Annotated in this window: 19 protein-coding genes, 1 tRNA gene and 2 pseudogenes; 15 read left to right on the forward strand and 7 right to left on the reverse strand. The window is 73.6% G+C overall.

The genetic code is table 11. The features are described 5' to 3' along the window. Positions 1-10: 10 nt before the first annotated feature. The 3 genes from C7456_RS12910 to C7456_RS12920 all read right to left on the reverse strand — a co-directional run bounded on the left by C7456_RS12910 (position 11) and on the right by C7456_RS12920 (position 3,504). Positions 11-490 (reverse strand): bacteriohemerythrin, encoded by a 480-nt coding sequence (locus C7456_RS12910; RefSeq protein WP_109724199.1) that lies wholly within the window; start codon positions 488-490, stop codon positions 11-13. Between the two features lie 113 nt (positions 491-603). Beyond that, complete coding sequence (locus C7456_RS12915) at positions 604-1,017, reverse strand: VOC family protein (RefSeq protein WP_109724200.1); 414 nt, start codon at positions 1,015-1,017, stop codon at positions 604-606. Between the two features lie 81 nt (positions 1,018-1,098). Continuing rightward, complete coding sequence (locus tag C7456_RS12920) at positions 1,099-3,504, reverse strand: DUF3772 domain-containing protein (protein WP_245889863.1); 2,406 nt, start codon at positions 3,502-3,504, stop codon at positions 1,099-1,101. An 88-nt stretch (positions 3,505-3,592) separates the two neighbouring features. Between C7456_RS12920 and nfi the strand changes: the two genes are divergently transcribed. The 3 genes and pseudogenes from nfi to C7456_RS17760 all read left to right on the forward strand — a co-directional run. After that, positions 3,593-4,291 (forward strand): deoxyribonuclease V, encoded by a 699-nt coding sequence (gene nfi / locus C7456_RS12925; RefSeq protein ID WP_211306323.1) that lies wholly within the window; start codon positions 3,593-3,595, stop codon positions 4,289-4,291. A 119-nt stretch (positions 4,292-4,410) separates the two neighbouring features. Further along, positions 4,411-5,529: pseudogene (locus tag C7456_RS17755) on the forward strand (ABC transporter transmembrane domain-containing protein); the annotation flags it as partial. Between the two features lie 147 nt (positions 5,530-5,676). Next, positions 5,677-6,405 (forward strand): annotated as a pseudogene (locus C7456_RS17760) (ABC transporter ATP-binding protein); the annotation flags it as partial. Between the two features lie 193 nt (positions 6,406-6,598). On the opposite strand, the gene C7456_RS17220 reads toward C7456_RS17760, so the two are convergent. From C7456_RS17220 to C7456_RS12945, 3 genes are read right to left on the reverse strand one after another with little or no spacing between them, the layout of a single operon-like run. Next, on the reverse strand, positions 6,599-6,742 hold the full coding sequence (locus tag C7456_RS17220; protein WP_170120220.1) for a hypothetical protein: 144 nt from the start codon (positions 6,740-6,742) through the stop codon (positions 6,599-6,601). Further along, the gene (locus tag C7456_RS12940) at positions 6,739-7,698 is read right to left on the reverse strand and encodes a pirin family protein (RefSeq protein WP_109724204.1); all 960 of its coding nucleotides are present in this window, start codon (positions 7,696-7,698) and stop codon (positions 6,739-6,741) included. The genes C7456_RS17220 and C7456_RS12940 overlap by 4 nt, the downstream gene beginning before the upstream one ends. A 4-nt stretch (positions 7,699-7,702) precedes the next feature. After that, the gene (locus C7456_RS12945) at positions 7,703-8,131 is read right to left on the reverse strand and encodes an OsmC family protein (protein WP_109724206.1); all 429 of its coding nucleotides are present in this window, start codon (positions 8,129-8,131) and stop codon (positions 7,703-7,705) included. A 148-nt stretch (positions 8,132-8,279) separates the two neighbouring features. On the opposite strand from C7456_RS12945, the gene C7456_RS12950 reads away from it, so the two are divergent. The 9 genes from C7456_RS12950 to C7456_RS12990 all read left to right on the forward strand — a co-directional run bounded on the left by C7456_RS12950 (position 8,280) and on the right by C7456_RS12990 (position 18,240). Continuing rightward, on the forward strand, positions 8,280-8,705 hold the full coding sequence (locus C7456_RS12950) for a heavy metal-responsive transcriptional regulator (protein WP_109724208.1): 426 nt from the start codon (positions 8,280-8,282) through the stop codon (positions 8,703-8,705). Further along, entirely contained in the window at positions 8,702-11,362 is a 2,661-nt protein-coding gene (locus tag C7456_RS12955) for a heavy metal translocating P-type ATPase (protein ID WP_109724209.1), read from the forward strand. The genes C7456_RS12950 and C7456_RS12955 overlap by 4 nt, the downstream gene beginning before the upstream one ends. Before the next feature lie 249 nt (positions 11,363-11,611). Then, positions 11,612-12,016 (forward strand): ketosteroid isomerase-related protein, encoded by a 405-nt coding sequence (locus tag C7456_RS12960; protein WP_109724211.1) that lies wholly within the window; start codon positions 11,612-11,614, stop codon positions 12,014-12,016. Positions 12,017-12,068: 52 nt separating this feature from the next. Next, a complete protein-coding gene (locus C7456_RS12965) occupies positions 12,069-12,665 on the forward strand; it encodes a GNAT family N-acetyltransferase (RefSeq protein ID WP_109724212.1) in 597 nt (198 codons plus the stop codon). 18 nt (positions 12,666-12,683) lie between these two features. Beyond that, positions 12,684-13,994, forward strand: coding sequence for a bifunctional tetrahydrofolate synthase/dihydrofolate synthase (folC, locus tag C7456_RS12970; RefSeq protein WP_109724214.1), 1,311 nt, complete (start codon positions 12,684-12,686; stop codon positions 13,992-13,994). 250 nt (positions 13,995-14,244) lie between these two features. Then, a complete protein-coding gene (locus C7456_RS12975) occupies positions 14,245-15,261 on the forward strand; it encodes an SPOR domain-containing protein (protein ID WP_109724215.1) in 1,017 nt (338 codons plus the stop codon). A 28-nt stretch (positions 15,262-15,289) separates the two neighbouring features. Further along, positions 15,290-15,880, forward strand: a complete 591-nt coding sequence (locus C7456_RS12980) for a CvpA family protein (RefSeq protein ID WP_109724217.1) — start codon at positions 15,290-15,292, stop codon at positions 15,878-15,880. Between the two features lie 18 nt (positions 15,881-15,898). Next, positions 15,899-17,374 carry an amidophosphoribosyltransferase gene (purF, locus tag C7456_RS12985; RefSeq protein ID WP_109724219.1) on the forward strand — a complete coding sequence of 492 codons (1,476 nt, stop codon included), beginning with the start codon at positions 15,899-15,901 and terminating at the stop codon, positions 17,372-17,374. A 38-nt stretch (positions 17,375-17,412) separates the two neighbouring features. Continuing rightward, positions 17,413-18,240 (forward strand): ferritin-like domain-containing protein, encoded by an 828-nt coding sequence (locus tag C7456_RS12990; protein ID WP_109724221.1) that lies wholly within the window; start codon positions 17,413-17,415, stop codon positions 18,238-18,240. Positions 18,241-18,333: 93 nt separating this feature from the next. Here the strand turns inward: C7456_RS12990 and C7456_RS12995 are convergent. Beyond that, positions 18,334-18,410 (reverse strand) — tRNA-Pro (locus tag C7456_RS12995). Between the two features lie 151 nt (positions 18,411-18,561). On the opposite strand from C7456_RS12995, the gene hisS reads away from it, so the two are divergent. From hisS to C7456_RS13010, 3 genes are all read left to right on the forward strand, one after another. Beyond that, the gene (gene hisS / locus C7456_RS13000) at positions 18,562-19,935 is read left to right on the forward strand and encodes a histidine--tRNA ligase (protein ID WP_109724222.1); all 1,374 of its coding nucleotides are present in this window, start codon (positions 18,562-18,564) and stop codon (positions 19,933-19,935) included. A gap of 170 nt (positions 19,936-20,105) precedes the next feature. Continuing rightward, positions 20,106-22,001 carry an HAL/PAL/TAL family ammonia-lyase gene (locus C7456_RS13005; RefSeq protein WP_109724247.1) on the forward strand — a complete coding sequence of 632 codons (1,896 nt, stop codon included), beginning with the start codon at positions 20,106-20,108 and terminating at the stop codon, positions 21,999-22,001. Positions 22,002-22,024: 23 nt separating this feature from the next. Continuing rightward, positions 22,025-22,423: a DUF6165 family protein gene (locus C7456_RS13010; protein ID WP_109724223.1), complete on the forward strand. Its 399-nt coding sequence runs from the start codon at positions 22,025-22,027 to the stop codon at positions 22,421-22,423. Positions 22,424-22,509: the final 86 nt, after the last annotated feature.

Here is a 22,509-nt window from a genome sequence, read left to right on the forward strand (position 1 = left end):
CCCGTGGCGGTCAGTCGCGGCGCCCCCACAGCCGGCGCAGCCAGGAGGCCTTGTGCGCGCGGGCCTGCACGCCCTGGCTCAGGAAGAACGGCGTGTACAGCTTGTCCTCCTCCAGGATGTGCATGGTCAGCCACTTCTTGAGGAAGTGCAGCAGCTCGAAGGTGACCGGGTGCCCCTCGTCCAGCAGCCGCGCGCGCAGCCGCATCACCTCCTCGACCAGCCGGTCGTGCGAGGCCTTGTGCGCCTCGTAGTCCGGGTAGGCGAACAGGCGCATCAGGCTTTCCTCCACCGCGAAGTGGATGCGCGTGTAGTCGACCAGCTCGTCGAGGATCAGCCGCGACTCGCTGCCGGCGCGATGGTGCAGCATCGCGCCGTGCAGGCGGTTGAGCAGGTCCACCAGCACGTGGTGCTGGGCGTCGATCTCCTCGATGCCCACGCCCAGGCTGGCGTTCCATTCGATCAGCGGGGCGTCGGTCGGCGGGTGGGGCATGGCGGCACACTCCGTGGAAACCGCGGCCAGCCTAGCCGGCGCCGTTCCCATGGATTTGATGCCGGTCAAATGCGCGCCCCGGCGGCCTTGCGTCAGATCGTCGCGCCCCGCGCTCAGTCCGCCCACGGGTCGTAGCTGCCGAACGACCACAGGTGGCCCTCCGGGTCGAGGCAGCTGTAGCCGGCGCCGCCGTAGTCCTTCTCCGCGTAGTCGTCCACGATCACCGCGCCGGCGGCCTTGGCGCGCTCGTAGTGCGCCTTGCAGTCGGCCACCACCACGTAGGCGGACTGGGTCTGGCGGCCGCCGATCTCGTCGGGCTGCGCGATGTGGCGGCCGAAGGCGTTGTCGCGCACGCTGCCCAGCATCAGCATGCCGCCGCCGAAGGCGAGCTGGGCGTGCGCCACGCCGCCTTCCCCGTCGTCGTAGACGGCCTGCATCCCGAAGCCGAAGGCCTTGCACAGCCAGTCGATGGCGGCGTGCGCGTCGCGGTAGCGCAGGCAGGGGATGATGGTGCTGCGGGTGTCCATGGTTCGCCTCCCGTGGGGATGTCGCCGCCAAGCGTAGGCCCGTGGCGTGCGACGGTCCCGTCAATCCCGGCGCGAGCCCCGTCAGCTTCCGCCGTCGCCGCCGGGAGCGGGCGCCGCCGCGGGCGCCGGCGGGCGGTGCAGCACCATGTCCTGCGGGCGGATCAGCGGCAGGCCGGCCTCGCGCAGCCGCGCCAGCACCTTGAACAGCAGGTCGCTCTTCACGTTGCCCGCGTCGCGCGGGTTGCCCACGTAGCCGGTCAGCACGAACACCATCGAGCCGCCGTCCACGCTGTCCAGCTGCACCGTGCAGCCCGCCGCCTCCAGCAGCGAGGGGTGCGCGCGCAGCGTGTCCAGCATGATCTGCCGCGCCTTGTCCGCGTCGGTGTCCAGCGGCATCGGCAGGCGGAACTGCACGCGGCCCTGGGCGCGGCCCAGGGTCACGTTGCGCACGTTCTGGGTGATCAGCTGCGAGTTCGGCACGATCACGGTGGAGCGGTCGGCCAGCTGGATCTCGGTGGCGCGCACGTTGATGCGGCGGATGTCGCCCTCGGCGCCGGGAATGCTGATCCAGTCGCCCACCTTCACCGGCCGCTCGGCCAGCAGGATCAGGCCGGAGATGAAGTTCTGCACGATCGCCTGCAGGCCGAAGCCGATGCCCACCGACAGCGCGCTGGCGATCCAGGCGATGCTCTGCAGGCTCACGTTGAGCGCGGCCAGCGCCAGCGCGAACACCAGCACGCCGCCGGCGTAGCCGAGCAGGGTGACGATGGAGTTCTGCATGCCCGGGTCGAGCTCGGTCTTGGGCAGCAGCTGGTTGCCCAGCCAGCGCTTGAGCCCGCGCACCGCGAACATGCCGGCCACGAACACCGCCAGCGCGCCGAGCAGGGTGCCGGGACGGATGGTCAGCTCGCCCAGGCGGAGCCCGCCGAACAGCTGCGTCACGCGGACGAGCAGGTCCTGCGGGCTGGCGCCGTAGGGCGCCAGCACGGCGACGATGGCCACCAGCCAGAGCAGCACGTTGACCACGCCGGTGAGTACCGTCGCGGCCTGCTCCAGCGTCGCCGGGGCCAGCTCGAAGGCGGCCTGCAGGCGCTGCCCGCTGCGGCCCCGCGGCGAGAGCAGGGTCTCCAGCAGGTCGCCCAGCAGCTGCGCCAGCAGGTACAGCGTGCCGGCGACCACGCCGATCCACAGCATCTGCGTGGCGACGAAGGAACCGAAGGCGATGAAGCCGGTGACCACGCCGAGCCAGCTCAGCACCACGCCCAGCACCGCCGCGCCGAACAGCAGGCCGACCCACAGCGGCCGCGGCGGCGGTTCCTCGCCGCGGGCCAGCATCGCGCGGCGCAGCCGCGTCAGCCGGTGCAGCGCCGCGCCGAACAGCCCGCTGATCGCCAGCGCGACCAGCCCGCGGGTGGTCACCGTGGCGGGCAGGCTGGCGCCGATCGCGGTGTTGACGCGCTCGAACAGGCCGAGCACCGCGATGGCCACCGCCAGCAGCAGCGGGAACGGGCGCATCCGTTCGGCGGCGGCGTTGGACAGCGTGGGCAGGCGCCACGAGGGATGCTCGACCGAGAGCAGCGCGCGCCCGAGCCCGGCGACGTAGGCGGCGAAGACGACCAGGCGGATCGCGGCGTGGGCCAGCTCGCCCAGCTCGTCGCCCAGCGTGCCGGTCCAGTCGAGGCCGAGGTAGGCCAGCTGCCCGGCCAGGCCGACGCCGACCGCCCCGGCCAGCGCCACGCCGATGGCGAGCACGCTGCGGCGCAGGTGCCCCTCGGGCAGCGTGCGCTTGATCAGCGCGAACAGCCCGCGCTCGAGCAGCCGCCGCACCGCGAGCAGCGCGGCGACGGCCAGCAGCAGGCAGGCCAGCAGCGGCAGCCGGCCGGGCGGCTGCCAGGCGTCGCGCCAGCTGTCGGCGAAGTGGCCGCCCAGGCGGCGCAGCCGGCCGATGTCGGCGGGCAGGGCGCGCGCGGGATCGACCCAGAACGCCCGGCTGAAGGGCGTGGCGGTGCGCGAGGCGAGCCTGGCCTGGAACTGGTCGCGGCGCATCGCGGCCACCTGCGAGGCCAGCTGCAGCCCTTCCTCGCCGAGCAGCTGGGCCTGCTTGATCTGCGCGTCCAGGTTGCTCTTGTCCTTGTTCAGCTGGCGGCGCTGCGCGGCCACCTCGGGCGCCTCCGGCGGCGCGCCGGCCGCCGGCGCCGGGCCCAGTACGGCCAGCCGCGCGTCCAGGCTGTCCATGCGCGGCTTGAGCTCGGCGACCAGGGCGTCCGCCTGCACCTGCACCGCCAGCGCGTCGTTGCGCAGGTCGCCCAGCTCGGCGTCGGTGGACTTGCCCTTGAGCGCGGCCTTGACGCCGTCGAGCTGGGATTGCAGCTGGTCGAGCGCCTGCTCGGGCGTGGCGGACGGCGGCGGCGCGGCGGCGTCCTGCGCGTGCGCGGCGAGGACGAGGCACAGCAGCAGGAAGGGCAGCAGGCGGGAGAGCAGGCGCATCCGCGCATGATCCGGTCGCCCCCGCGGACGGTCAACGCTTGCCGGCGGCTTGACGCCCGCTTGCCGCGCTGGCATTCAGGCTCGGACCATGAACCCGACTCCGTCCATGCCCGTGCCGCCGCCGTGGGATGGCGACGTCGCCCGCGCCCGCGCCTTGCAGCTCGAACTGGCCGCCGCGGTGCGGCTGCGGGACGACTACCCGCCGCTGCGCCGCCTCGCCGGCGTCGACGTGGGCTTCGAGGACGGCGGCGCGATCACCCGCGCCGCGGCGGTGCTGCTGGATGCGCGGACGCTGGCGCCGCTGGCCGAGCGGGTGGCGCGCCTGCCCACGCGCATGCCGTACATCCCGGGCCTGCTGTCCTTCCGCGAGCTGCCGGCGGTGCTGGAGGCGCTGGGCGCATTGCCGGAGACGCCGGACCTGGTCTTCGTCGACGGCCAGGGCATCGCCCACCCGCGCGGGCTGGGCATCGCCGCGCACCTGGGCGTGATCACCGGGCTGCCGGCGATCGGCGTGGCGAAGAAGATCCTGGTCGGCACGCACGGCGAGGTGGGGCCGAGGCGCGGCGACCGCGTCGAGCTGCGCTATCGCGGCAAGGTCGTCGGCGCCGTGCTGCGCAGCAAGGAGAAGGTCAGGCCGCTGGTCGTCTCGCCCGGCCACCGCGTGGGCCTGGAAAGCGCGCCGGAGCTGGTGCTGGCCTGCTGCACGCGCTACCGGCTGCCGGAGCCGACGCGGCTGGCCGACCGCATCGCCTCGCGGCGCGACCGGGGCGGCTCGCTGTTTCCCTGAAAGCCGTCCCGCTTCCCGCGTTCGCGGCGCTGCCGGCGGCGGTTGCATTGGCGCCGCGGCGGCCGCATGTTGCTCCGCTCCGGCGTCCGCGCGGCGCTCCCCCTTCCCGGACCTTCCCCATGATCTTCCGCTGGTTCGAATCGCTGATCGACGCCTTCAAGGAGCCGGTCGACGCCATGCCGCCGGCCTCGGTCGGGCGCTTCTACGTGTTCTATCTGCGCCAGGTGTGGCCGGTGTTCCTGGCCGCGCTGGTGGTGGGCTTCGGCGTGGCGGTGGTGGAGGTGTCGCTGTTCGGCTTCATCGGCTCCATCGTGGACATGACCCGCGGCGTGGCCGGCGCGGCGTTCTTCCGCGAGCACGGCCGCGCGCTGCTGTGGATGGGGCTGGTGGCGCTGGTGGCGCGGCCGCTGCTCAACGGCCTGCACGACCTCTTGGTCAACCAGGCCATCGTGCCCAGCCTGACCAACCGCATCCGCTGGCAGAACCACCGCTACGTGGTGCGCCAGAGCCTGGGCTTCTTCCAGAACGACTACGCCGGGCGCATCGCCAACCGCATCATGCAGACCGGCGCCTCGCTGCGCGAATCGGCGGTGCAGATCGTCGACGCGATCTGGTACGTGCTGATCTACACCGGCAGCGCCATCGTGATGTTCGCCCACGCCGACGGCTGACTGGCGCTGCCGCTGGTGGCGTGGATCGCCGCCTACGTCGGCGCGCTGGCGTACTTCATCCCGCGCACCAAGGCGCGTTCCTGGCAGGCCTCGGAGGCGCGCTCGAAGCTGATGGGCCGCATCGTCGACGGCTACAGCAACATCCTCACCCTCAAGCTGTTCGCGCACACCCGCCGCGAGGAGGCCTACGTGGCCGACGCGATGGGCGAGCAGGTGGACAAGGTGCGCCGGATGACGCGCATGACCACCGCGATGGACGCGACCATCACCACCCTCAACGGCTTCCTGATCGTGGGCACCTCGGGCCTAGCGGTGTGGCTGTGGAGCCAGGGCCGGGTCACGGTGGGCGCGATCGCGCTGGCCACCGGCCTGGTGATCCGCATCAACAACATGTCCGGCTGGATCATGTGGGTGGTCAACGGCATCTTCGAGAACGTGGGCACCGTGCAGGACGGCCTCACCACCATCGCGCGGCCGCGCGCGGTGCAGGACCGGCCCGACGCCGTGCCGCTGGTGGTGACGCGCGGCGACGTGCGCTTCGAGGACATCCACTTCCACTACGGTCGCCCTATGCCGCGGGTTGGCGATGCAGGCCATGGAGGGCCTGACGCGGATCGGGCAATTGAAGTGCCCGATCCGTCGGAGCCGAGTCCGGACATGCGCCGGACTCGGCGGGCCGGAGTAGCGCAGGGAGGCGCTACTCCGGCATCCCAGCTTCGCGGCGTGATCGCCGGGCTGGACCTGCACGTGCGGCCGGGCGAGAAGATCGGCCTGGTCGGTCCCTCCGGCGCGGGCAAGACCACCATGGTCAACGTGCTGCTGCGGCTGTACGACCTGGAGGGCGGGCGCATCCTGGTCGACGGCCAGGACATCGCGCGGGTGACGCAGGAGAGCCTGCGCTCGCAGATCGGCGTGGTGACGCAGGACACCTCGCTGCTGCACCGCTCGATCCGCGACAACATCCTCTACGGCCGGCCCGAGGCCGGCGAGGCGGAGGTGCTGGAGGCCGTGCGCAAGGCGCGCGCCGACGAGTTCATCCCGCAGCTGGTCGACGGCGAGGGCCGCACCGGCTTCGACGCGCTGGTCGGCGAGCGCGGCGTGAAGCTCTCCGGCGGCCAGCGCCAGCGCGTCGCGATCGCCCGCGTGCTGCTCAAGGACGCGCCGATCCTGGTGCTGGACGAGGCCACCAGCGCGCTGGATTCGGAGGCCGAGGCGGCGATCCAGGAGAGCCTGGACCTGCTGATGCGCGGCAAGACGGTGATCGCCATCGCGCACCGCCTGTCCACCATCGCGCGGATGGACCGCCTGGTGGTGATGGACAAGGGCCGCATCGTGGAGAGCGGCACGCACGCCGAGCTGCTCGCGCGCGACGGCCTGTACGCGCGGCTGTGGCGGCGCCAGACCGGCGGCTTCGTGGCGGTGGAGGACGAGGCGGCGGCGTGAGGCGGGCGGCGGCCATGCTCGCGGGATGGTGATGTCGCCGGCCCCGCCCGGGTCCGCCGTGCCGCGCGTGCGGAGCGTTTCGATCCGGGCTCGCGCAAGACCCCATTGCCGTCATTCCGGCGAAGGCCGGAATCCGGTCGGGTACTCGTGCGCAGCACGCAAAGCCTGATTCGCGTGCTGCGCACAGCATTTCCTACTGGATTCCGGCCTTCGCCGGAATCCCGCCGCCCAGCGCGACCGATTCGTCGGCGACCAGCGCGTGCGCGCCGGTCGTCATGTCGTGGCGGTAGTAGCGGACGCCCGCGGAGCGGACGGTGGCGTGGGCGATCGCCTTCATGGCCGCGCCGTCCGCAGGTGCAGGCCGGCGATGTCCGGCGCGACCAGCCGCGGCGACGGGCTGCCCTTCACCTCGCCGAAATGCCGGTGCCCGTTCCAGGCGAGGGTGGCTTCCTCCATCTCCTGCGGACGGCGCGCCACGAAGTTCCACCACAGCAGGATCTCCTCGCCGAACGGCTCGCCGCCGATCAGCACCAGCCGGCTGGCCGCGCCGCACTGCAGCTTCAGCTCGCGCCGGCCGAGGCCGAGGTAGAGCAGGGTGTCGGGCGGCAGGGCCTCGCCTTCCACGCGGGTCTCGCCGATCAGCCCGAGCACGGCGTACTCGAAGCCCGGTTCGAGCGGCAGGGTGAGGCTGGCGGCACCGTCGGCGGCGAGGTCCAGGCCGACCAGCGGCGAGAAGACCTCCGCCGGCGCGGTCCGGCCGAAGGCGCTGCCGGCCAGCACGGTCGCCCTGAAGCCGCCCTCGCGGATCACCGGCAGGTCCGGGTAGTGCCGGAACGACGGTGCGCGGTGGCGCTCCGCCTCGGGCAGCGCGATCCACAGCTGCACCGCGTGCAGGCGGCCGGGCGCGGTCGCCGAGACCTCGTCCTCGGCGTGGGCGATGCCGCGCCCGGCGGTCATCAGGTTGACCTGGCCGGGGCGGATCACCTGCTCGTAGCCCAGGCTGTCGCGGTGCATGATCTCGCCCTCGATCATCCAGGTGAAGGTCTGCAGGCCGATGTGCGGGTGCGGCCCCACGCGCAGGCCCTGGCCGGCCGCGTAGTCGATCGGCCCGGCGTGGTCCAGGAAGCACCAGGCGCCGACCATGCGGCGCTGGCGGCTCGGCAGGGCGCGGTGGATCGGCAGCAGGCCGACCTCGGCGCCGCGCGTCTCGATGCGCTCGAGCACCGGGTGGCCGGGGCAGGGCTTGCCGTCGTGGGAATCGGACGGGGCGGACTGGCGTTCGGTGTTGGTCATGGGATCACCCTTGCGTGGCGGCCGGCGCGTCGAGCGTGGTGGCGATGCGGATCTCGCCGGTCAGCAGCTTGTGCACCGGGCAGGCGTTGGCCACCGCGAGCAGGCGCTCGCGCTGTTCCGCGCTCAGCGCGCCGTGCAGGACCAGCTGCCGCTGGATCTCGCTGTGGCCGTCGGCCGGCGCGCCCTGCGGGTTGAGCCGCAGCACCACCCGCACGTCGTCCAGCGGCCAGCCCTTGCGCGCGGCGTACATCCTGAGCGTGATCGCCGTGCAGGCGCCGAGGCTGGAGAGCAGCAGCTCGGTCGGCATGGGGCCGGCGTCCGCGCCCTGCAGCTCGCGCGGCTCGTCGGCGAGCCATTCGTGCGCGCGCTCGTCGGCGAGCACGACGGTGTAGGGCGTGGCGCCGGGGGTGGCGGTGACGGCGGAGGCGGCCATGGGCGTTTCCGGGCGGACGAGGGGAACAAAGATAGCGCCGCGGCGTGTCGCGCGCGCGTCGTCGCCGTCGTTTCCCGCGGGCATCGCGGACGGCAGCGACATCCTGCCGCTTGACCCTGGAGTTCGATCCAGAGTCTAGACTTGTGCCATGAACGCTCCCAACCCATCGCTTTCCATCGGCGCCGTCGCCAGGCGCGCCGGCGTGGCCATCGACACCATCCGCTACTACGAGCGCGAGGGCCTGCTGCCCGAGCCGGCGCGGCGCGCGTCCGGCTACCGCAGCTACGGCGAGGACGCCGTGGCGCGGCTGCGCTTCATCCGGCGCGCCAAGACGCTGGGCTTCACGCTGGAGGAGATCCGCGAGCTGCTGGCGCTCTCGGCGGACCGGCGGCGCGGGGTGAAGGCGGTGAAGCGCCGCGCCGAGCAGCGCCTGGCGGCGATCGCGGCGCGCATCGAGGAACTGACCCGGGTGCGCGACGGCCTGCGCGAGCTGGTCGAGGCCTGCCCGGGGCACGGCGCGCCGGAGCAGTGCCCGATCCTGCGCGCCCTCGGCGACGGGGAGGCGCTGCCATGAGCGATGCCTGCTGCCGGGACGGCGACGCGCCCGCCGCGAAGACGCTGGTCGATCCCGTGTGCGGCATGGCGGTCGACGCCGCCTCGCCGCACGCCAGCGAGCACGCGGGCCGGAGCTACCGCTTCTGCTGCGCGGGTTGCAAGGCGAAGTTCGACGCGGCGCCGGAGGACTGGCTGCGCCGGGAACCGGCGCCGGCCGGCGGCTGCTGCGGCGCGCCCGCGACGTCCGTCGCGCGGACCGGCCACGGCGCACACCGCCACGACCGCGACCTGTCAGACGGACGGGCACACGAGCCGACGCACGAGCGAGCGCCGGGACAAATGCACGAGCCGGCACACGGCCAGGCGCACGACCCGGACCCCGCTGCCGGCGAACGCGACCCGGTCTGCGGCATGCGGGTCGATCCGCGCGCGACCGCGCATCATGCCGACTACGCGGGCCGCACCTACCATTTCTGCGCGGCGCGCTGCCGCGGGAAATTCGTCGCCGATCCGGGGAAATACCTCTCGGGCGGATCGCCCGCGCCCTCCGCCCCGCCCGGCACCGTCTACACCTGCCCGATGCACCCGGAAGTGCGGCAGATCGGTCCCGGCCATTGCCCCAAGTGCGGCATGGCACTGGAGCCGCTGCTGCCGGCGGCCGGCGCGGACGACGACGGCGGGCTGGGCGCGATGGCGCGGCGACTGGCGCTGCTCGCCGCACTGACCCTGCCGGTGTTCGTGCTGGCGATGGGGCCGCATCTGTTCGGCTGGCACTGGCCGGCGCCGTGGGACGCCGCGGCCGGCTGGGCCGAGGCGCTGCTGGCCAGCGCGGTGGTGCTGTGGGGCGGCGCGCCGTTCTTCGCGCGCGGCTGGCGCTCGCTCCGGCCGTGGTCGCCCAACATGTACACGCTGATCGCGCTGGGCACCGGCGTGGCCTGGGCCTACAGCGCGGTGGCCTTCCTCGCGCCCGGGCTGTTCCCGGCCGGCATGCGCGGCATGCACGGGCGCGTGGACGTGTATTTCGAGTCGGCCGCGGTGATCGTCACCCTGGTCACGCTGGGCGACTTCCTCGAGCTGCGCGCGCGCCGCCGCACCGGCGCGGCGCTCAAGGCGCTGCTGGGCCTGGCGCCGAAGACCGCGCGGCGCATCGCCGCCGACGGCGGCGAGCAGGACGTGCCGCTGGAGGAAGTGCAGCCCGGCGACGTGCTGCGCGTGCGTCCCGGCGAGAAGGTGCCGGTGGACGGCGTGGTGCTGGACGGCGCCAGCCACGTGGACGAGTCGATGCTCACCGGCGAGCCGCTGCCGGTCGCCAAGGCCGCGGGCGAGCGCCTCGCCGGCGGCACGGTGAACCAGGACGGCGCGCTGACCATGCGCGCGGAGAAGGTCGGCGCCGACACCCTGCTGGCGCAGATCGTCGCGCTGGTGGCGCAGGCGCAGCGCAGCCGCGCGCCGCTGCAGCGCGTGGCCGACCGCGTGGCCGCGTGGTTCGTGCCGGCGGTGGTGGCCGTCGCCGCGCTCGCCTTCGCCGCGTGGCTGGCCTGGGGGCCGGCGCCGCGCGTGGCGCACGCGCTGGTCGCGGCGGTGTCGGTGCTGATCATCGCCTGTCCCTGCGCGCTGGGCCTGGCCACGCCGATCTCGATCATGGTGGCGAGCGGGCGCGGCGCGCAGGCCGGCGTGCTGTTCCGCGACGCGGCGGCGATCGAGGCGCTGCAGGACATCGACACGCTGGCGGTGGACAAGACCGGCACGCTCACCGAAGGGCGCCCCTCGCTGCGCGAGGTGGCGGCGCTGGGCGCGCTGTCGCGCGAGCGCCTGCTGGCGCTGGCCGCCGCGCTGGAGCGGCCCAGCGAGCATCCGCTGGCGCGCGCCGTGGTGGCGGGCGCGCAGGAGGCCGGCGTGGCGGTCCCGGACGTGCAGGATTTCCGCACGCTGACCGGGCAGGGCGTGCAGGGCCGGGTCGAGGGCCGGAGCGTGGCGCTGGGCAACGCGCGGCTGATGCAGGCGCTGGGCGTCGCCGTGGACGCGGCCGCGGCGGCGCAGGCCGAGCGGCTGCGCGCGGACGGCGCCACGGTGATGTTCCTCGCCGTCGACGGCGCGGCGGCCGGCCTGGTGGCGGTGGCCGACCGCCTCAAGCCCGGCGCGGCCGCGGCGGCGCAGGCGCTGCACCGCGACGGCCTGCGGCTGGTGATGCTCACCGGCGACAACGCCACCACCGCCGCGGCGGTGGCCGGCGCGCTGGGCATCGACGAGGTGCGCGCCGACGTCTCGCCGGCCGGCAAGGCGCAGGCCGTCGGCGCACTGAAGGCCGCCGGCCGCCGCGTGGCGATGGCCGGCGACGGCATCAACGACGCGCCGGCGCTGGCCGCGGCCGACGTCGGCATCGCCATGGGCAACGGCACCGACGTGGCGATGGAGAGCGCGCAGGTCACCCTGGTGAAGGGCGACCTCGGCGCCATCCTGCGCGCCCGCGCGCTGTCGCGCGCCACCGTGCGCAACATCCGGCAGAACCTGTTCTTCGCCTTCGTCTACAACGCGGTGGGCGTGCCGCTGGCCGCGGGCGCGCTGTACCCGTGGCTGGGCGTGACGCTGTCGCCGATGGTGGCGGCGCTGGCGATGAGCCTGTCCTCGGTGTCGGTGGTGGGCAATGCGCTGCGGCTGCGCAAGGCGGCGTTGTAGACCGGCCTTGGTTCCCTCTCCCCACTGGGGAGAGGGTCAGGGTGAGGGGCGGCCCTTGCGAAAACCCCCATCGGGCTGGGCAAGCCCCGGCACGCGGGTCCATCGCACGGCCGCGGCATCGCGGCAAGCCCGGCCCCTCACCCCGGCCCTCTCCCCGCAGGGGAGAGGGAGCAGGGCGCGCAGGCGGCCGACCCGGCCGCGCCGCGATCGCTTACACTGCGCGCCCCGCCATGCCGCAGGTCCGCCCGCATGTCCGACGCGCCATCGCTGATCGAGCGCTACTACGCCGCCTTCAACGCGGGCGACCGGGAAGGCATGCTGGCCTGCCTGACCGACGACGTGGCGCACGACGTCAACCAGGGCGGCCGCGAGACCGGGCGCGCGGCCTTCCGCGCCTTCCTCGCGCGCATGCGGCGGTGCTACCGCGAGCAGTTGCGCGACGTCGTGGTGATGACGTCGGCCGACGGCGCGCGCGCCGCCGCCGAGTACGTGGTGCACGGCGAGTACCTGGCCGACGACGAGGGCCTGCCGCCGGCGCGCGGCCAGCGCTACGTGCTGCCGGGCGGCGCCTTCTTCGAGCTGCGCGACGGCCGCATCGCCCGCGTCAGCAACTACTACAACCTCGCCGACTGGATCGCGCAGGTCGCGGGCTGAGAGCCTGTTCATGATCTCCCCGTACCCCGCGTTGTCATCGAGGCTCTGAGCGATGGCGCTGCGCATCGCCACCTGCACCGGCGCGGCCGTCGCGCCGCACCTGGACGACCTGGCGCGGCTGCGCATCGCGGTGTTCCGCGACTGGCCGTACCTGTACGACGGCGACGCCGCCTACGAGCGCGATTATCTCGCCGCCTACGCGCGCTCGCCGCGCGGCGTGTTCGTGCTGGCGCTGGACGGGGACGCGGTGGTCGGCGCCTCCACCGGCATCCCGCTGGCCGACGACGGCGAGGCGTTCCGGCGGCCGTTCGCCGAGCGCGGCTACGCGCTGGACGAGGTGTTCTACTTCGGCGAGTCGGTGCTGCTGCCCGCCTACCGCGGGCGCGGCGTCGGCCACCGCTTCTTCGACGAGCGCGAGGCGCATGCGCGCCGGCTCGGCGGCTTCCGCCTCGCCGCCTTCTGCGCGGTGGAGCGCGCCGGCGACGACCCGCGCCGCCCGGCCGGCTACCGCCCGAACGATGCGTTCTGGAGCAAGCGCGGCTATCGCCGGCAGGACGACCTGTCCTGCACGCTGGAATGGAAGGAGTGCGGCGCCGCGGCGGCCACGCCGCACCGCCTGCGCTTCTGGCTGCGTCCGCTGGACGCCTGACCCCGGGCGGACGATCCCATGCCGCGCACCCTCGCCGAATGGCTGGCGTACCAGGAGCGGGTCAACCCGCGCGCGATCGAGCTGGGCCTGGACCGCGTGCGCGAGGTGTGGCGGCGGATGGGCGCGGCGCCGCCCGCGCGGCGTGTCGTCACCGTGGGCGGCACCAACGGCAAGGGCTCCACCGTCGCCATGCTGGAAGCGATGCTGCGCGCGGCCGGGCTGCACGTGGGCTGCTACACCTCGCCGCACCTGCTGGCCTACAACGAGCGCGTGCGCATCGAGGGCGGGAACGCGCCCGACGCCGCGCTGGCCGCCAGCTTCGAGCGCATCGAGGCGGCGCGCGGCGCCGGGGCGGACGATGCCATCCCGCTGACCTACTTCGAGTTCGGCACGCTGGCCGCGCTGGACCTGTTCGCGCGCGCCGCGCTGGACGTGGCGGTGCTGGAGGTGGGCCTGGGCGGCCGGCTGGACGCGGTGAACATCGTCGACGCGGACGTCGCCGTGGTCACCACGGTCGACCTCGACCACATGGACTGGCTGGGCGCCGACCGCGACGCCATCGGCCGCGAGAAGGCCGGCATCGCGCGGCGCGGGCGGCCGGCGATCGTCGGCGAGAGCGACCCGCCGGCCGGCCTGCTCGACGTGCTGGCCGCGACCGGCGCGCGCGTCGAGCGCGCCGGCGCCGATTTCCGCGCGGAGCGCCTGGCGCGCGGCTGGCGCTGGACGCACCGCGACGGCACCGCGCTGGAGCTGCCCGACCCGCCGCTCGCCGCGCCGGTGCAGTACGCCAATGCCGCCGCCGCGGTCGCCGCGCTGCACGCGCTCGAACGCCTGCCCGGCGTCGCATGGCCGCTCACCGCGCACGCGGCGGCCGGCCTGCGCACCGTGCGCGTGCCGGCGCGTCTGCAGGTGCTGCCCGGCGAGCCGCCGGTGATCGTGGACGTGGGCCACAACCCGCAGGCCGCGCGCGCGCTGGCCGAGTGGCTGGACGCGCGGCCGGGCGGGCCGGTGCGCGCGGTGTACGGCGCGCTGTCGGACAAGGACGTGGCCGGCGTGATCGCCGCGCTGGGCGCGCGCGTCGCGCACTGGCACCTGGCCGGGCTGGAACGCGACACGCCGCGCGGGCTGCCGGCGGCGGCGCTGCGCGACGCCCTGCAAGGCGTGTCGCCGCAGGCCGCCTTCGACCTGCACGACGACGTGGGGCAGGCGCTGGCCGCCGCGCGCGCGGCGGCGCGGCCGGGCGAGCGGGTGCTGGCCTTCGGCTCGTTCTTCGTCGCCAGCGCGGTGCTGGAGGCGATGGGCGTGGGGGTGCCCGGCCGGGCCGGGTGAGTTTTCCGAGCAGTTGGCCTGGCGGGCATGCCGTCGCGGCCGGAGGCCGCTCCCCCACAGGGTTGCCGCAAGCCTTGCGGGAGCGGCCTCCGGCCGCGAAGCTCCCGCGAAACCCCCGCCTTTCCGCCACATGCGCCCCGAACCCAAGGCATAACGCGCACGCACCGGAAAACGCCCTCCGGCCATCGACCCTGGCGCGGCGGGTATAATCGCCGCGTTCCGCATCCCGCACGTCCCCTTGGAGTCCGTCTTGAAAACTCGCCTGCTGGGAGCCGCTGTCCTGATCGCGCTGGCGGTCATCTTCGTGCCGATGTTCTTCTCCAGCAGCCCGCCGGCGCCCGGCGGCGACCAGACCGTGAGCCTGGAGATCCCGCCCGCGCCGGACCGCGACCTCAAGACGCAGACCATGAGCCTGACGCCGGACGCGGCCGCGCCGGCCGGCGCCGCCAGCGCGGCGACCACGGTGGTGCCTCCGGCCGCCGCCCCCGGCGCGCCCTCGGACCGGCTGCCGACGGTGAACATCGGCTCCAACCGCCCGCGCGACGTGGAGACCGATCCGCTGGCGGGCCGGAAGCCCGAGCCGACCACCGTCACCCAGCCCGGTGGCGCGCCGGCCGCCGCCGCGCAACCGGCGATCCCGGCGCAGCCGCCCAAGGCGGCGAACGAGCCGGTGATCAAGCCGCAGCCGCCGGCCGCCGCGCCGCCGGCGCCCGACACCGCGGGCGTGGCCGCGCGCGGCAGCTACACGCTCAACCTGAGCGCGTATTCGCCCGCCGGGGCGCAGAAGCTGATCGCCAGGGTGCGCGCGCTGGGCTACCCGGCCGGCGGGCGCCCGGTGAACCGCGCGGGCCAGACGCTGACCCTGGTCAGCGCGGGCCCGTTCGAGACCCGCGCCGCGGCCGAGGCGGCGCGGCTGAAGATCGGCCAGTCGGTGAGCGGCGTGCGCCCGGTGCTGGAAAGCGGCGCCGGCGACCAGCGCGGCGATGCCCCGGCGGCGCCCGCGGCGGCATCCGGCAAGGCGGCCGCGCGCGCCGGCGGCTATGCCGTGCAGGTGGCGGCGATGGGCGCCCAGGCGGACGCCAACGCGCTGCGCGACAAGCTGCGCGCCAACGGCTTCGACGGCTTCGTCGACACGGTGGACGTCGGCGGCAAGCGCCTGTGGCGCGTGCGCGCCGGCCCGCAGACCCAGCGCGCGGACGCCGAGCGCGTGCGCGACCAGATCAAGTCGCGGCTGGGCCTGGCCGGCAACGTCGTCGCCGTGCCTTGATGCCCCCCCGACCGCAGGCGGCCCGCCGGTGAACTGGACCGACTACCTCATCCTCGGCGTGCTGGGCCTGTCGGTCTTGATCGGCCTGTGGCGCGGCCTCATCTCCGAGGTACTGGCGCTGGCGGTGTGGATCGCCGCGTTCTGGGTGGCCTGGACCTTCGGCCCCGCGGTGGCGGGCCATTTCGAGCACAGCATCACGCTGCCTTCGGCGCGGGTGCTGGCGGGCTACGGGATCTGCTTCGTCGCCGTGCTGATCCTCGGCGCGCTGCTGCGCTTCGTGATCGCCAAGCTGGTCGAGAGCACCGGCCTGAGCGGCACCGACCGCCTGCTCGGCATGCTGTTCGGCGCGGCGCGTGGCGTGCTGCTGGTGACGCTGGCGGTGTTCCTGCTCGGCTTCACCGCCGTCACGCGCGACCCGTGGTGGCGCGAGTCGGCGCTGCTGCCGCAGTTCCAGGGCGCGGCGGCCTGGCTGGGCCAGCGGGTGCCGGAGAGCGTGCGCCGCTACCTGCATCCGCCGGCGGCGCTGGAGCACCTGCCGCCGCTGCCGGGCGCGCCGCTCGCGCCGGCGCCGGCTTCGTCCACGTCGGCGCCGCGCGCGGCGGCCGCTTCCCGTTCCTAGAAAACCAGGCATCCTCCCATGTGCGGAATCATCGGCATCGTCGGCGTCACCGAAGTGGCGTCCTCCCTCTACGACGGCCTCACCGTGCTGCAGCACCGCGGCCAGGATGCCGCCGGCATCGTCACCGCCGACGGCGACAAGCTGCGCCTGCACAAGGACAACGGCCTGGTGCGCGACGTGTTCACCCAGGCCTCGATGAGCCGCCTGCGCGGGCGCCTCGGCATCGGCCACTGCCGCTATCCCACCGCCGGCTCGGACAACGCCGACGAGGCGCAGCCGTTCTACGTCAACTCGCCCTACGGCATCGCCTTCGCGCACAACGGCAACCTGGTGAACACCGCCGAGCTGCGCCGCGAGATGTTCGAGGACGACCGCCGGCACATCAACACCGACTCCGACTCGGAAGTGCTGCTCAACGTGCTGGCGCACGAGCTGCAGATCCAGGACCGGCTGGCGCTCAGCCCCGACCACATCTTCAAGGCGGTGGCCGGCGTGCACGCGCGCGCGCGCGGCGGCTACGCCTGCCTGGCGCTGATCCAGGGCTACGGCCTGCTGGCCTTCCGCGACCCGCACGGCATCCGCCCGCTGGTGATGGGCGAGCGCGTCACGCCGGAGGGGCGCGAGTACGCGGTGGCCTCCGAGTCGGTGGCGCTGGACGTGCTCGGCTTCAGGCGCCTGCGCGACGTGGCGCCCGGCGAGGCGGTGCTGGCCACCCTGGACGGCGGGCTGCACACGCGCCGCTGCGCCGAGGGCGCGGTGCACGCGCCGTGCATCTTCGAGTACGTGTACCTGGCGCGGCCGGACTCGATGATCGAGGACGTCTCGGTGTACAAGGCGCGCCTGCGCATGGGCCAGAAGCTGGCCGAGAAGATCCTGCGCCTGCGGCCGGACCACGGCATCGACGCGGTGATCCCGATCCCCGACACCTCGCGCACCGCCGCCAGCGCGCTGGCCGAGGCGCTGGGCGTGCCGTTCCGCGAGGGCTTCGTCAAGAACCGCTACGTGGGCCGCACCTTCATCATGCCGGGGCAGGGCGAGCGGGTGAAGTCGGTGCGCCGCAAGCTCAACCCGGTGGAGCTGGAGTTCCGCAAGAAGAACGTGCTGCTGGTGGACGACTCCATCGTGCGCGGCACCACCTCCAAGCAGATCATCCAGATGGCGCGCGACGCCGGCGCGCGGCAGGTGTTCTTCGCCTCGGCCGCGCCGCCGGTGCGCTACCCGAACGTCTACGGCATCGACATGCCGGCCGCCGCCGAGCTGGTCGCCGCGGGCCGCACCGAGAAGGAGATCGAGCAGCTGCTCGGCGCCGACTGGCTGATCTACCAGGACCTCAAGGACCTGATCTGGGCGGTGCAGGACGGCAACGAGGAGCTCAAGCAGTTCGACACCTCGTGCTTCTCCGGCGAGTACGTCACCGGGCTGGACCAGCACTACCTGCAGCAGATCGAGATGCTGCGCTCGGACGACGCCAAGGCGGCGCGGCGCAGCGCGTGACCCGCTCCCCGCCGGGGAGCGGGCAGGATGAGGGGCCGGTGCTCTCGACGACTTCCACGACGGATCTCCACGCCGCCGCCCGGCGCTGCCTCGACGCCGCCGATCCGGCCGAGAAGCTGCGCCTGACGCATGCGGCCTGGCGGGCGCTGCAGGCGGGGGAGCTGCGTCCCGAGCCGTCGTCCCCGCCGCCGGAACCCATCGGCATGCCCGGCCGGCCGGCGCGGCCGCGCCTGGTGCATCCGCGCCGGCTGCCGCAGCGCGGCCTGGGCTCGGCGCAGGGCCGTGCCGCGCTGGCGCACGCGGTGGCGCACATCGAGTTCAACGCGATCGACCTGGCCTGGGACGCGGTGTACCGCTTCCGCGGCATGCCGGACGGGTACTACCGCGACTGGGCCCGCTGCGCCGACGACGAGGCGCGCCACTTCGCCATGCTCGCGGCGCGCCTGGCCGAGATGGGCCACGCCTACGGCGACTTCGACGCGCACAACGGCCTGTGGGAGATGGCGCAGAAGACCGCGCACTCGGACACCGCGCGCATGGCGCTGGTGCCGCGCGTGCTGGAGGCGCGCGGGCTGGACGTGACGCCGGGCATGATCGAGCGCCTGCGCGCCGCCGGCGACGAACGCACCGTGGCGGTCCTCGAGGTGATCCTGCGCGAGGAGGTGGCGCACGTCGCCGCCGGCACGCGCTGGTTCCGCTGGTGCTGCGCGCGCGACGGCCTCGACCCGCGCGGCACCTTCCTCGGCCTGCTGCGCGACTACATGGGACGCAACCTGCGCGGGCCGTTCAACCTGCCGGCCCGGCGCGAGGCCGGCTTCGACGACGAGGAGCTGGCGCGGCTGGCCGAGCTGGCGCTGGCCGGCTGACTTCCGGGGGCGTCAGCCCGTGGGGGATGTCCGCGCCGGAACGCGGCCGCGGAAGCGAGAAAGCCGGCGCGGGGCCGGCTTTCCCTGGATCATTGGTCGGGGTGACATGATTCGAACATGCGACTTCTACGTCCCGAACGTAGCGCTCTACCAGGCTGAGCTACACCCCGCGGGAGCCGCGCATTCTAATGGCCGTTCCCGGGCTTGGCAACAGGGCGCCGCGCATTTTCCCGGCGCCGGCGGAAAGGGCGCGGCGGGGCCATCTGCTACGCTATGCGGCTGCCGTCGCACGGCCTTCCTTACCGCTTCGCAGAGGACTCCATGGCGCTTACCCCGGCCCGCACCATGCCCGGCGTGCTCGAGCTCTTGCCGCTCGACCAGATCGCCTTCCAGCGCATGCTCGACACGATCCGCCGCAACTACGAGCGCTTCGGCTTCCTGCCGATCGAGACGCCGGCGATCGAGTACGCGGACGTGCTGCTGACCAAGACCGGCGGCGAGACCGAGCGGCAGGTGTACTTCGTGCAGTCCACCGGCGCGCTGGAGCAGGGCGAGAAGCCGGAGCTGGCGCTGCGCTTCGACCTCACCGTGCCGCTGGCGCGCTACGTGGCCGAGCACGAGCACGACCTCTCCTTCCCGTTCCGCCGCTACCAGATGCAGCGCGTGTACCGCGGCGAGCGCGCCCAGCGCGGGCGCTTCCGCGAGTTCTACCAGTGCGACATCGACGTGATCGGCAAGGACGGCCTGTCGATCCGCTACGACGCCGAGCTGCCGGCGGTGATCTACAGCGTGTTCCGCGAGCTGGACATCGGCCCGTTCACCATCCAGCTCAACAACCGCAAGCTGATGCGCGGCTATTTCGAGAGCCTGGGGATAGCCGACAGCGAGCAGCAGATGCTGGTGCTGCGCGAGGTGGACAAGCTGGACAAGCGCGGCGCCGGCTACGTGCGCGAGACGCTCACCGGCGAGCAGTTCGGACTGTCCGCCGAGGTGGCGGAGAAGATCCTCGCCTTCGTGCAGGTGCGCTCCGCCTCGCTGGCGGATGCCTTCGGGAAGCTCGACGCGCTGGGCGCCGGCCCCGAGGCGCTGGAGCAGGGGCGCGCCGAGCTGAAGGAGGTGCTGGGCCTGATCCGCGACTTCGGCGTGCCGGAGACGCACTTCGCGCTCAACCTGTCCATCGCGCGCGGCCTGGACTACTACACCGGCACCGTCTACGAGACCACGCTCGACGAGCACCCGCAGATCGGCTCGATCTGCTCGGGCGGGCGCTACGAGAACCTGGCCAGCCAGTACACCAAGTCGAAACTGCCGGGCGTGGGCATCTCGATCGGCCTGACGCGCCTGTACTGGCAGCTGCGCGAGGCCGGGCTGGTCGACACCGCGCGCAGCACGGTGGACGTGCTGGTCACCCAGATGGACGCGGCGCAGCTGCCGGCCTACCTGGCCGTGGCCAACGAGCTGCGCGCGGCCGGCATCGCCACCGAGGTGGTGCTGGAGGGCGGCAAGCTCGGCAAGCAGTTCAAGTACGCCGACCGCGCCGGCATCCGCTTCGTGGTCGTGCTGGGCGAGGACGAGCTGGCCAAGGGCGTGGTCACGGTGAAGGACCTGCGCCGCGAGGACCAGTTCGAGGTGCCGCGCGCCGAGCTGGTCAGGACGCTGCGGGTGGAGCTGGAGCAGGCGGCGGTGATGGGCTGACGCCCGATGCCGCAGACAGCCTCCCCCGGCGGCGTCATTCCCGCGCAAGCGGGAATCCATCTTCGCTCTCGGCGCCGGAGGCCAAATGGATTCCCGACGATCCGCCGGGCTAGAGAAAAGAGCTTCCCGCACGCGGGAATGACGGTATCGAGAACACGTTGGAGTCTTTCGTGAGCCAGACCATTCTCCTGGACGGCAACAGCCTCACCCGCGAGCAGCTGGTCGCGGTGGCGCGCGGCGGCGCGGCGGTGGCGCTGGACCCCGCGCAGCTGGAGCGCGTGCGCCGCGCCGCCGACTTCCTCGCCGACAAGGTGAGCTGCGGCGAGCCGACCTACGGCGTCACCACCGGCTTCGGCAGCAACGCCGACAAGCTGCTGGGCGCGCACCGCCTGCGCGACGAGCTGCCCGGCGGCAACCCGCACCAGCCGGAGGGCACGCTGCTGGAGGAACTGCAGCACAACCTGATCACCACCCACGCGGTGTGCGTGGGCAAGCCGTTCGCGCCCGAGGTGGTGCGCGCGATGCTGGCGATCCGCATCAACACGCTGATGCGCGGCCACTCGGGCATCCGCGTGGAGACGCTGCAGGCGCTCGCCGCGCTGCTCAACGCCGGCGTGGTGCCGGTAGTGCCGGAGAAGGGTTCGGTCGGCGCGAGCGGGGACCTGGCGCCGCTGTCGCACCTGGCGATCGTGCTGCTCGGCGGCGGCGAGGCGTTCTATCAGGGCGAGCGCCTGCCGGGCGCCGAGGCGCTGGCGCGCGCGGGCCTGAAGCCGATCCGCCTGTCGTTCAAGGAGGGCCTGGCGCTCAACAACGGCACCGCGCAGATGCTCGCCACCGCGGTGCTGGCGCTGGACACGCTGGAGTACCTGCTGGACGTGGCCGACCTCGCCGCGGCGATGACGCTGGACGCCTTCGCCGGGCGCAGCGGCGCGCTGCGCCCGGAGGTGCACGCGCTGCGCCCGCACCCGGGCCAGGTCGAGGCCGCCGCGCACGTGCGTGCGCTGCTGGACGGCTCCACGCTGGTGGACATTCCCTACCACCTGGTGCCGCGCTTCAAGCCGTGGAGCGCCGAGGCGTGGAGCACGCCGCAGGACCAGGCGTTGTCCTTCGACATCGGCTGGGACTGGGTGCCGGCCAACCAGCGCCACGGCCGCGAGGCGTTCTACAGCCGCTTCCTGCCGTTCAAGGGCGGCAAGAAGCACCAGCCGCAGGACGCCTACTGCCTGCGCTGCATGCCGCAGGTGCACGGCGCGGTGCGCGACGCCTGGGCGCAGGCCTGCCGGGTGGTCGACATCGAGCTCAACGCGGTGACCGACAACCCGCTGGTCTTCCCGGACAACGCCGGCGCGCGCTTCATCGAGGAGCAGGTGATCTCGGCCGGCCACTTCCACGGCATGCCGCTGGCGCTGGCGATGAGCTACGTGAAGGCGGCGATCCCGGTGCTGGCCTCGATCTCCGAGCGGCGGCTCAACAAGCTGGTCGACCCGGCGACGAGCGACGGCCTGCCGGCCTTCCTCACCGGCAACGAGGACGGTACCGACTCCGGCTTCATGATCGTGCAGTACACCGCCGCGGCGCTGGTCAACGACCTCGCCACCCGCGCGCACCCGGCCAGCGTGTACTCGGTGCCGACCAGCGCCAACGCCGAGGACCACGTCTCGATGGGCGCCAACGAGGCGCGCCACGTGCTGGAGATGACCGAGGACCTCGGCCACGTGCTGGCGCTGGAGCTGTACACCGCCGCGCAGGCGCTGGACTACCGCCAGGAGATGCTCAACGCCGCGCGCCGCCTGGCCGCCCGCGGCGACTGGCGCGCGCTGGCCGCGAAGATCGCCAACGCGCCGCGCGAGGACCATCCGCAGCACGCGCGGTTCGTCGAGGAAGTGCGCGCGCTGATGGCCGCGCTGGCCGAGGTGGGCGACTTCCACGCCGGCGCCGCGGTGCGCCGCGCGCACGCCCTGCTGCGCGAGCACATCGGCTTCATGCACCGCGACCGCGCGATGGACGGCGACGTGCGCACGGCATGCGAGCTGCTGCGCCAGCGCCGCTTCGCACCGGCCGCCTGATTCCCCTTTCCACGGAGACTCCCATGAGCCTGATCCAAGTGCCGGTGTCCTACGGCGAGCTGATCGACAAGATCACCATCCTCGAGATCAAGTCGCGGCAGATCCGCGACGAGGCCAAGCTGGCCAACGTGCGCAACGAGCTGGACCTGCTCAACGCCACCTGGGCCAACGCCGTCGCCTCGCAGACCGACATCTCGGACGAGCGCGCGCGCCTGCTGGCGGTGAACGAGGCGCTGTGGGACATCGAGGACCGCATCCGCCTGAAGGAGAAGGCGCAGGCCTTCGACCAGGAATTCATCGAGCTGGCCCGCGCGGTGTACTTCCGCAACGACGAGCGCGCGGCGGTGAAGCGCGAGATCAACCTCAAGCTGGGCTCGCAGCTGGTCGAGGAGAAGTCGTATCAGGATTACAGGGCGGGGTGAGGAGTGAGTGGCGGGGGCGCGAAAATCGCGGCCTGCGTCACGCCGTCGTCGCCCGGACAGTCTTCGGCCTCGCGCGGCGCACATCC

This window comes from Fulvimonas soli (assembly GCF_003148905.1).
Lineage (GTDB): Bacteria > Pseudomonadota > Gammaproteobacteria > Xanthomonadales > Rhodanobacteraceae > Fulvimonas > Fulvimonas soli.

Coding starts and splice junctions, on each gene's coding strand:
- nfi (WP_211306323.1), top strand. CDS start 3,593: ATGAACCCGACTCCGTCCATGCCCGTGCCGCCGCCGTGGGATGGCGAC.
- C7456_RS12910 (WP_109724199.1), bottom strand. CDS start 490: ATGCCCCACCCGCCGACCGACGCCCCGCTGATCGAATGGAACGCCAGC.
- C7456_RS12940 (WP_109724204.1), bottom strand. CDS start 7,698: ATGACCAACACCGAACGCCAGTCCGCCCCGTCCGATTCCCACGACGGC.
- C7456_RS13010 (WP_109724223.1), top strand. CDS start 22,025: ATGAGCCTGATCCAAGTGCCGGTGTCCTACGGCGAGCTGATCGACAAG.
- purF (WP_109724219.1), top strand. CDS start 15,899: ATGTGCGGAATCATCGGCATCGTCGGCGTCACCGAAGTGGCGTCCTCC.
- folC (WP_109724214.1), top strand. CDS start 12,684: ATGCCGCGCACCCTCGCCGAATGGCTGGCGTACCAGGAGCGGGTCAAC.
- C7456_RS12950 (WP_109724208.1), top strand. CDS start 8,280: ATGAACGCTCCCAACCCATCGCTTTCCATCGGCGCCGTCGCCAGGCGC.
- C7456_RS17220 (WP_170120220.1), bottom strand. CDS start 6,742: ATGAAGGCGATCGCCCACGCCACCGTCCGCTCCGCGGGCGTCCGCTAC.
- C7456_RS12915 (WP_109724200.1), bottom strand. CDS start 1,017: ATGGACACCCGCAGCACCATCATCCCCTGCCTGCGCTACCGCGACGCG.
- C7456_RS12960 (WP_109724211.1), top strand. CDS start 11,612: ATGTCCGACGCGCCATCGCTGATCGAGCGCTACTACGCCGCCTTCAAC.
- hisS (WP_109724222.1), top strand. CDS start 18,562: ATGGCGCTTACCCCGGCCCGCACCATGCCCGGCGTGCTCGAGCTCTTG.
- C7456_RS12945 (WP_109724206.1), bottom strand. CDS start 8,131: ATGGCCGCCTCCGCCGTCACCGCCACCCCCGGCGCCACGCCCTACACC.
- C7456_RS12955 (WP_109724209.1), top strand. CDS start 8,702: ATGAGCGATGCCTGCTGCCGGGACGGCGACGCGCCCGCCGCGAAGACG.
- C7456_RS12920 (WP_245889863.1), bottom strand. CDS start 3,504: ATGCGCCTGCTCTCCCGCCTGCTGCCCTTCCTGCTGCTGTGCCTCGTC.
- C7456_RS12965 (WP_109724212.1), top strand. CDS start 12,069: ATGGCGCTGCGCATCGCCACCTGCACCGGCGCGGCCGTCGCGCCGCAC.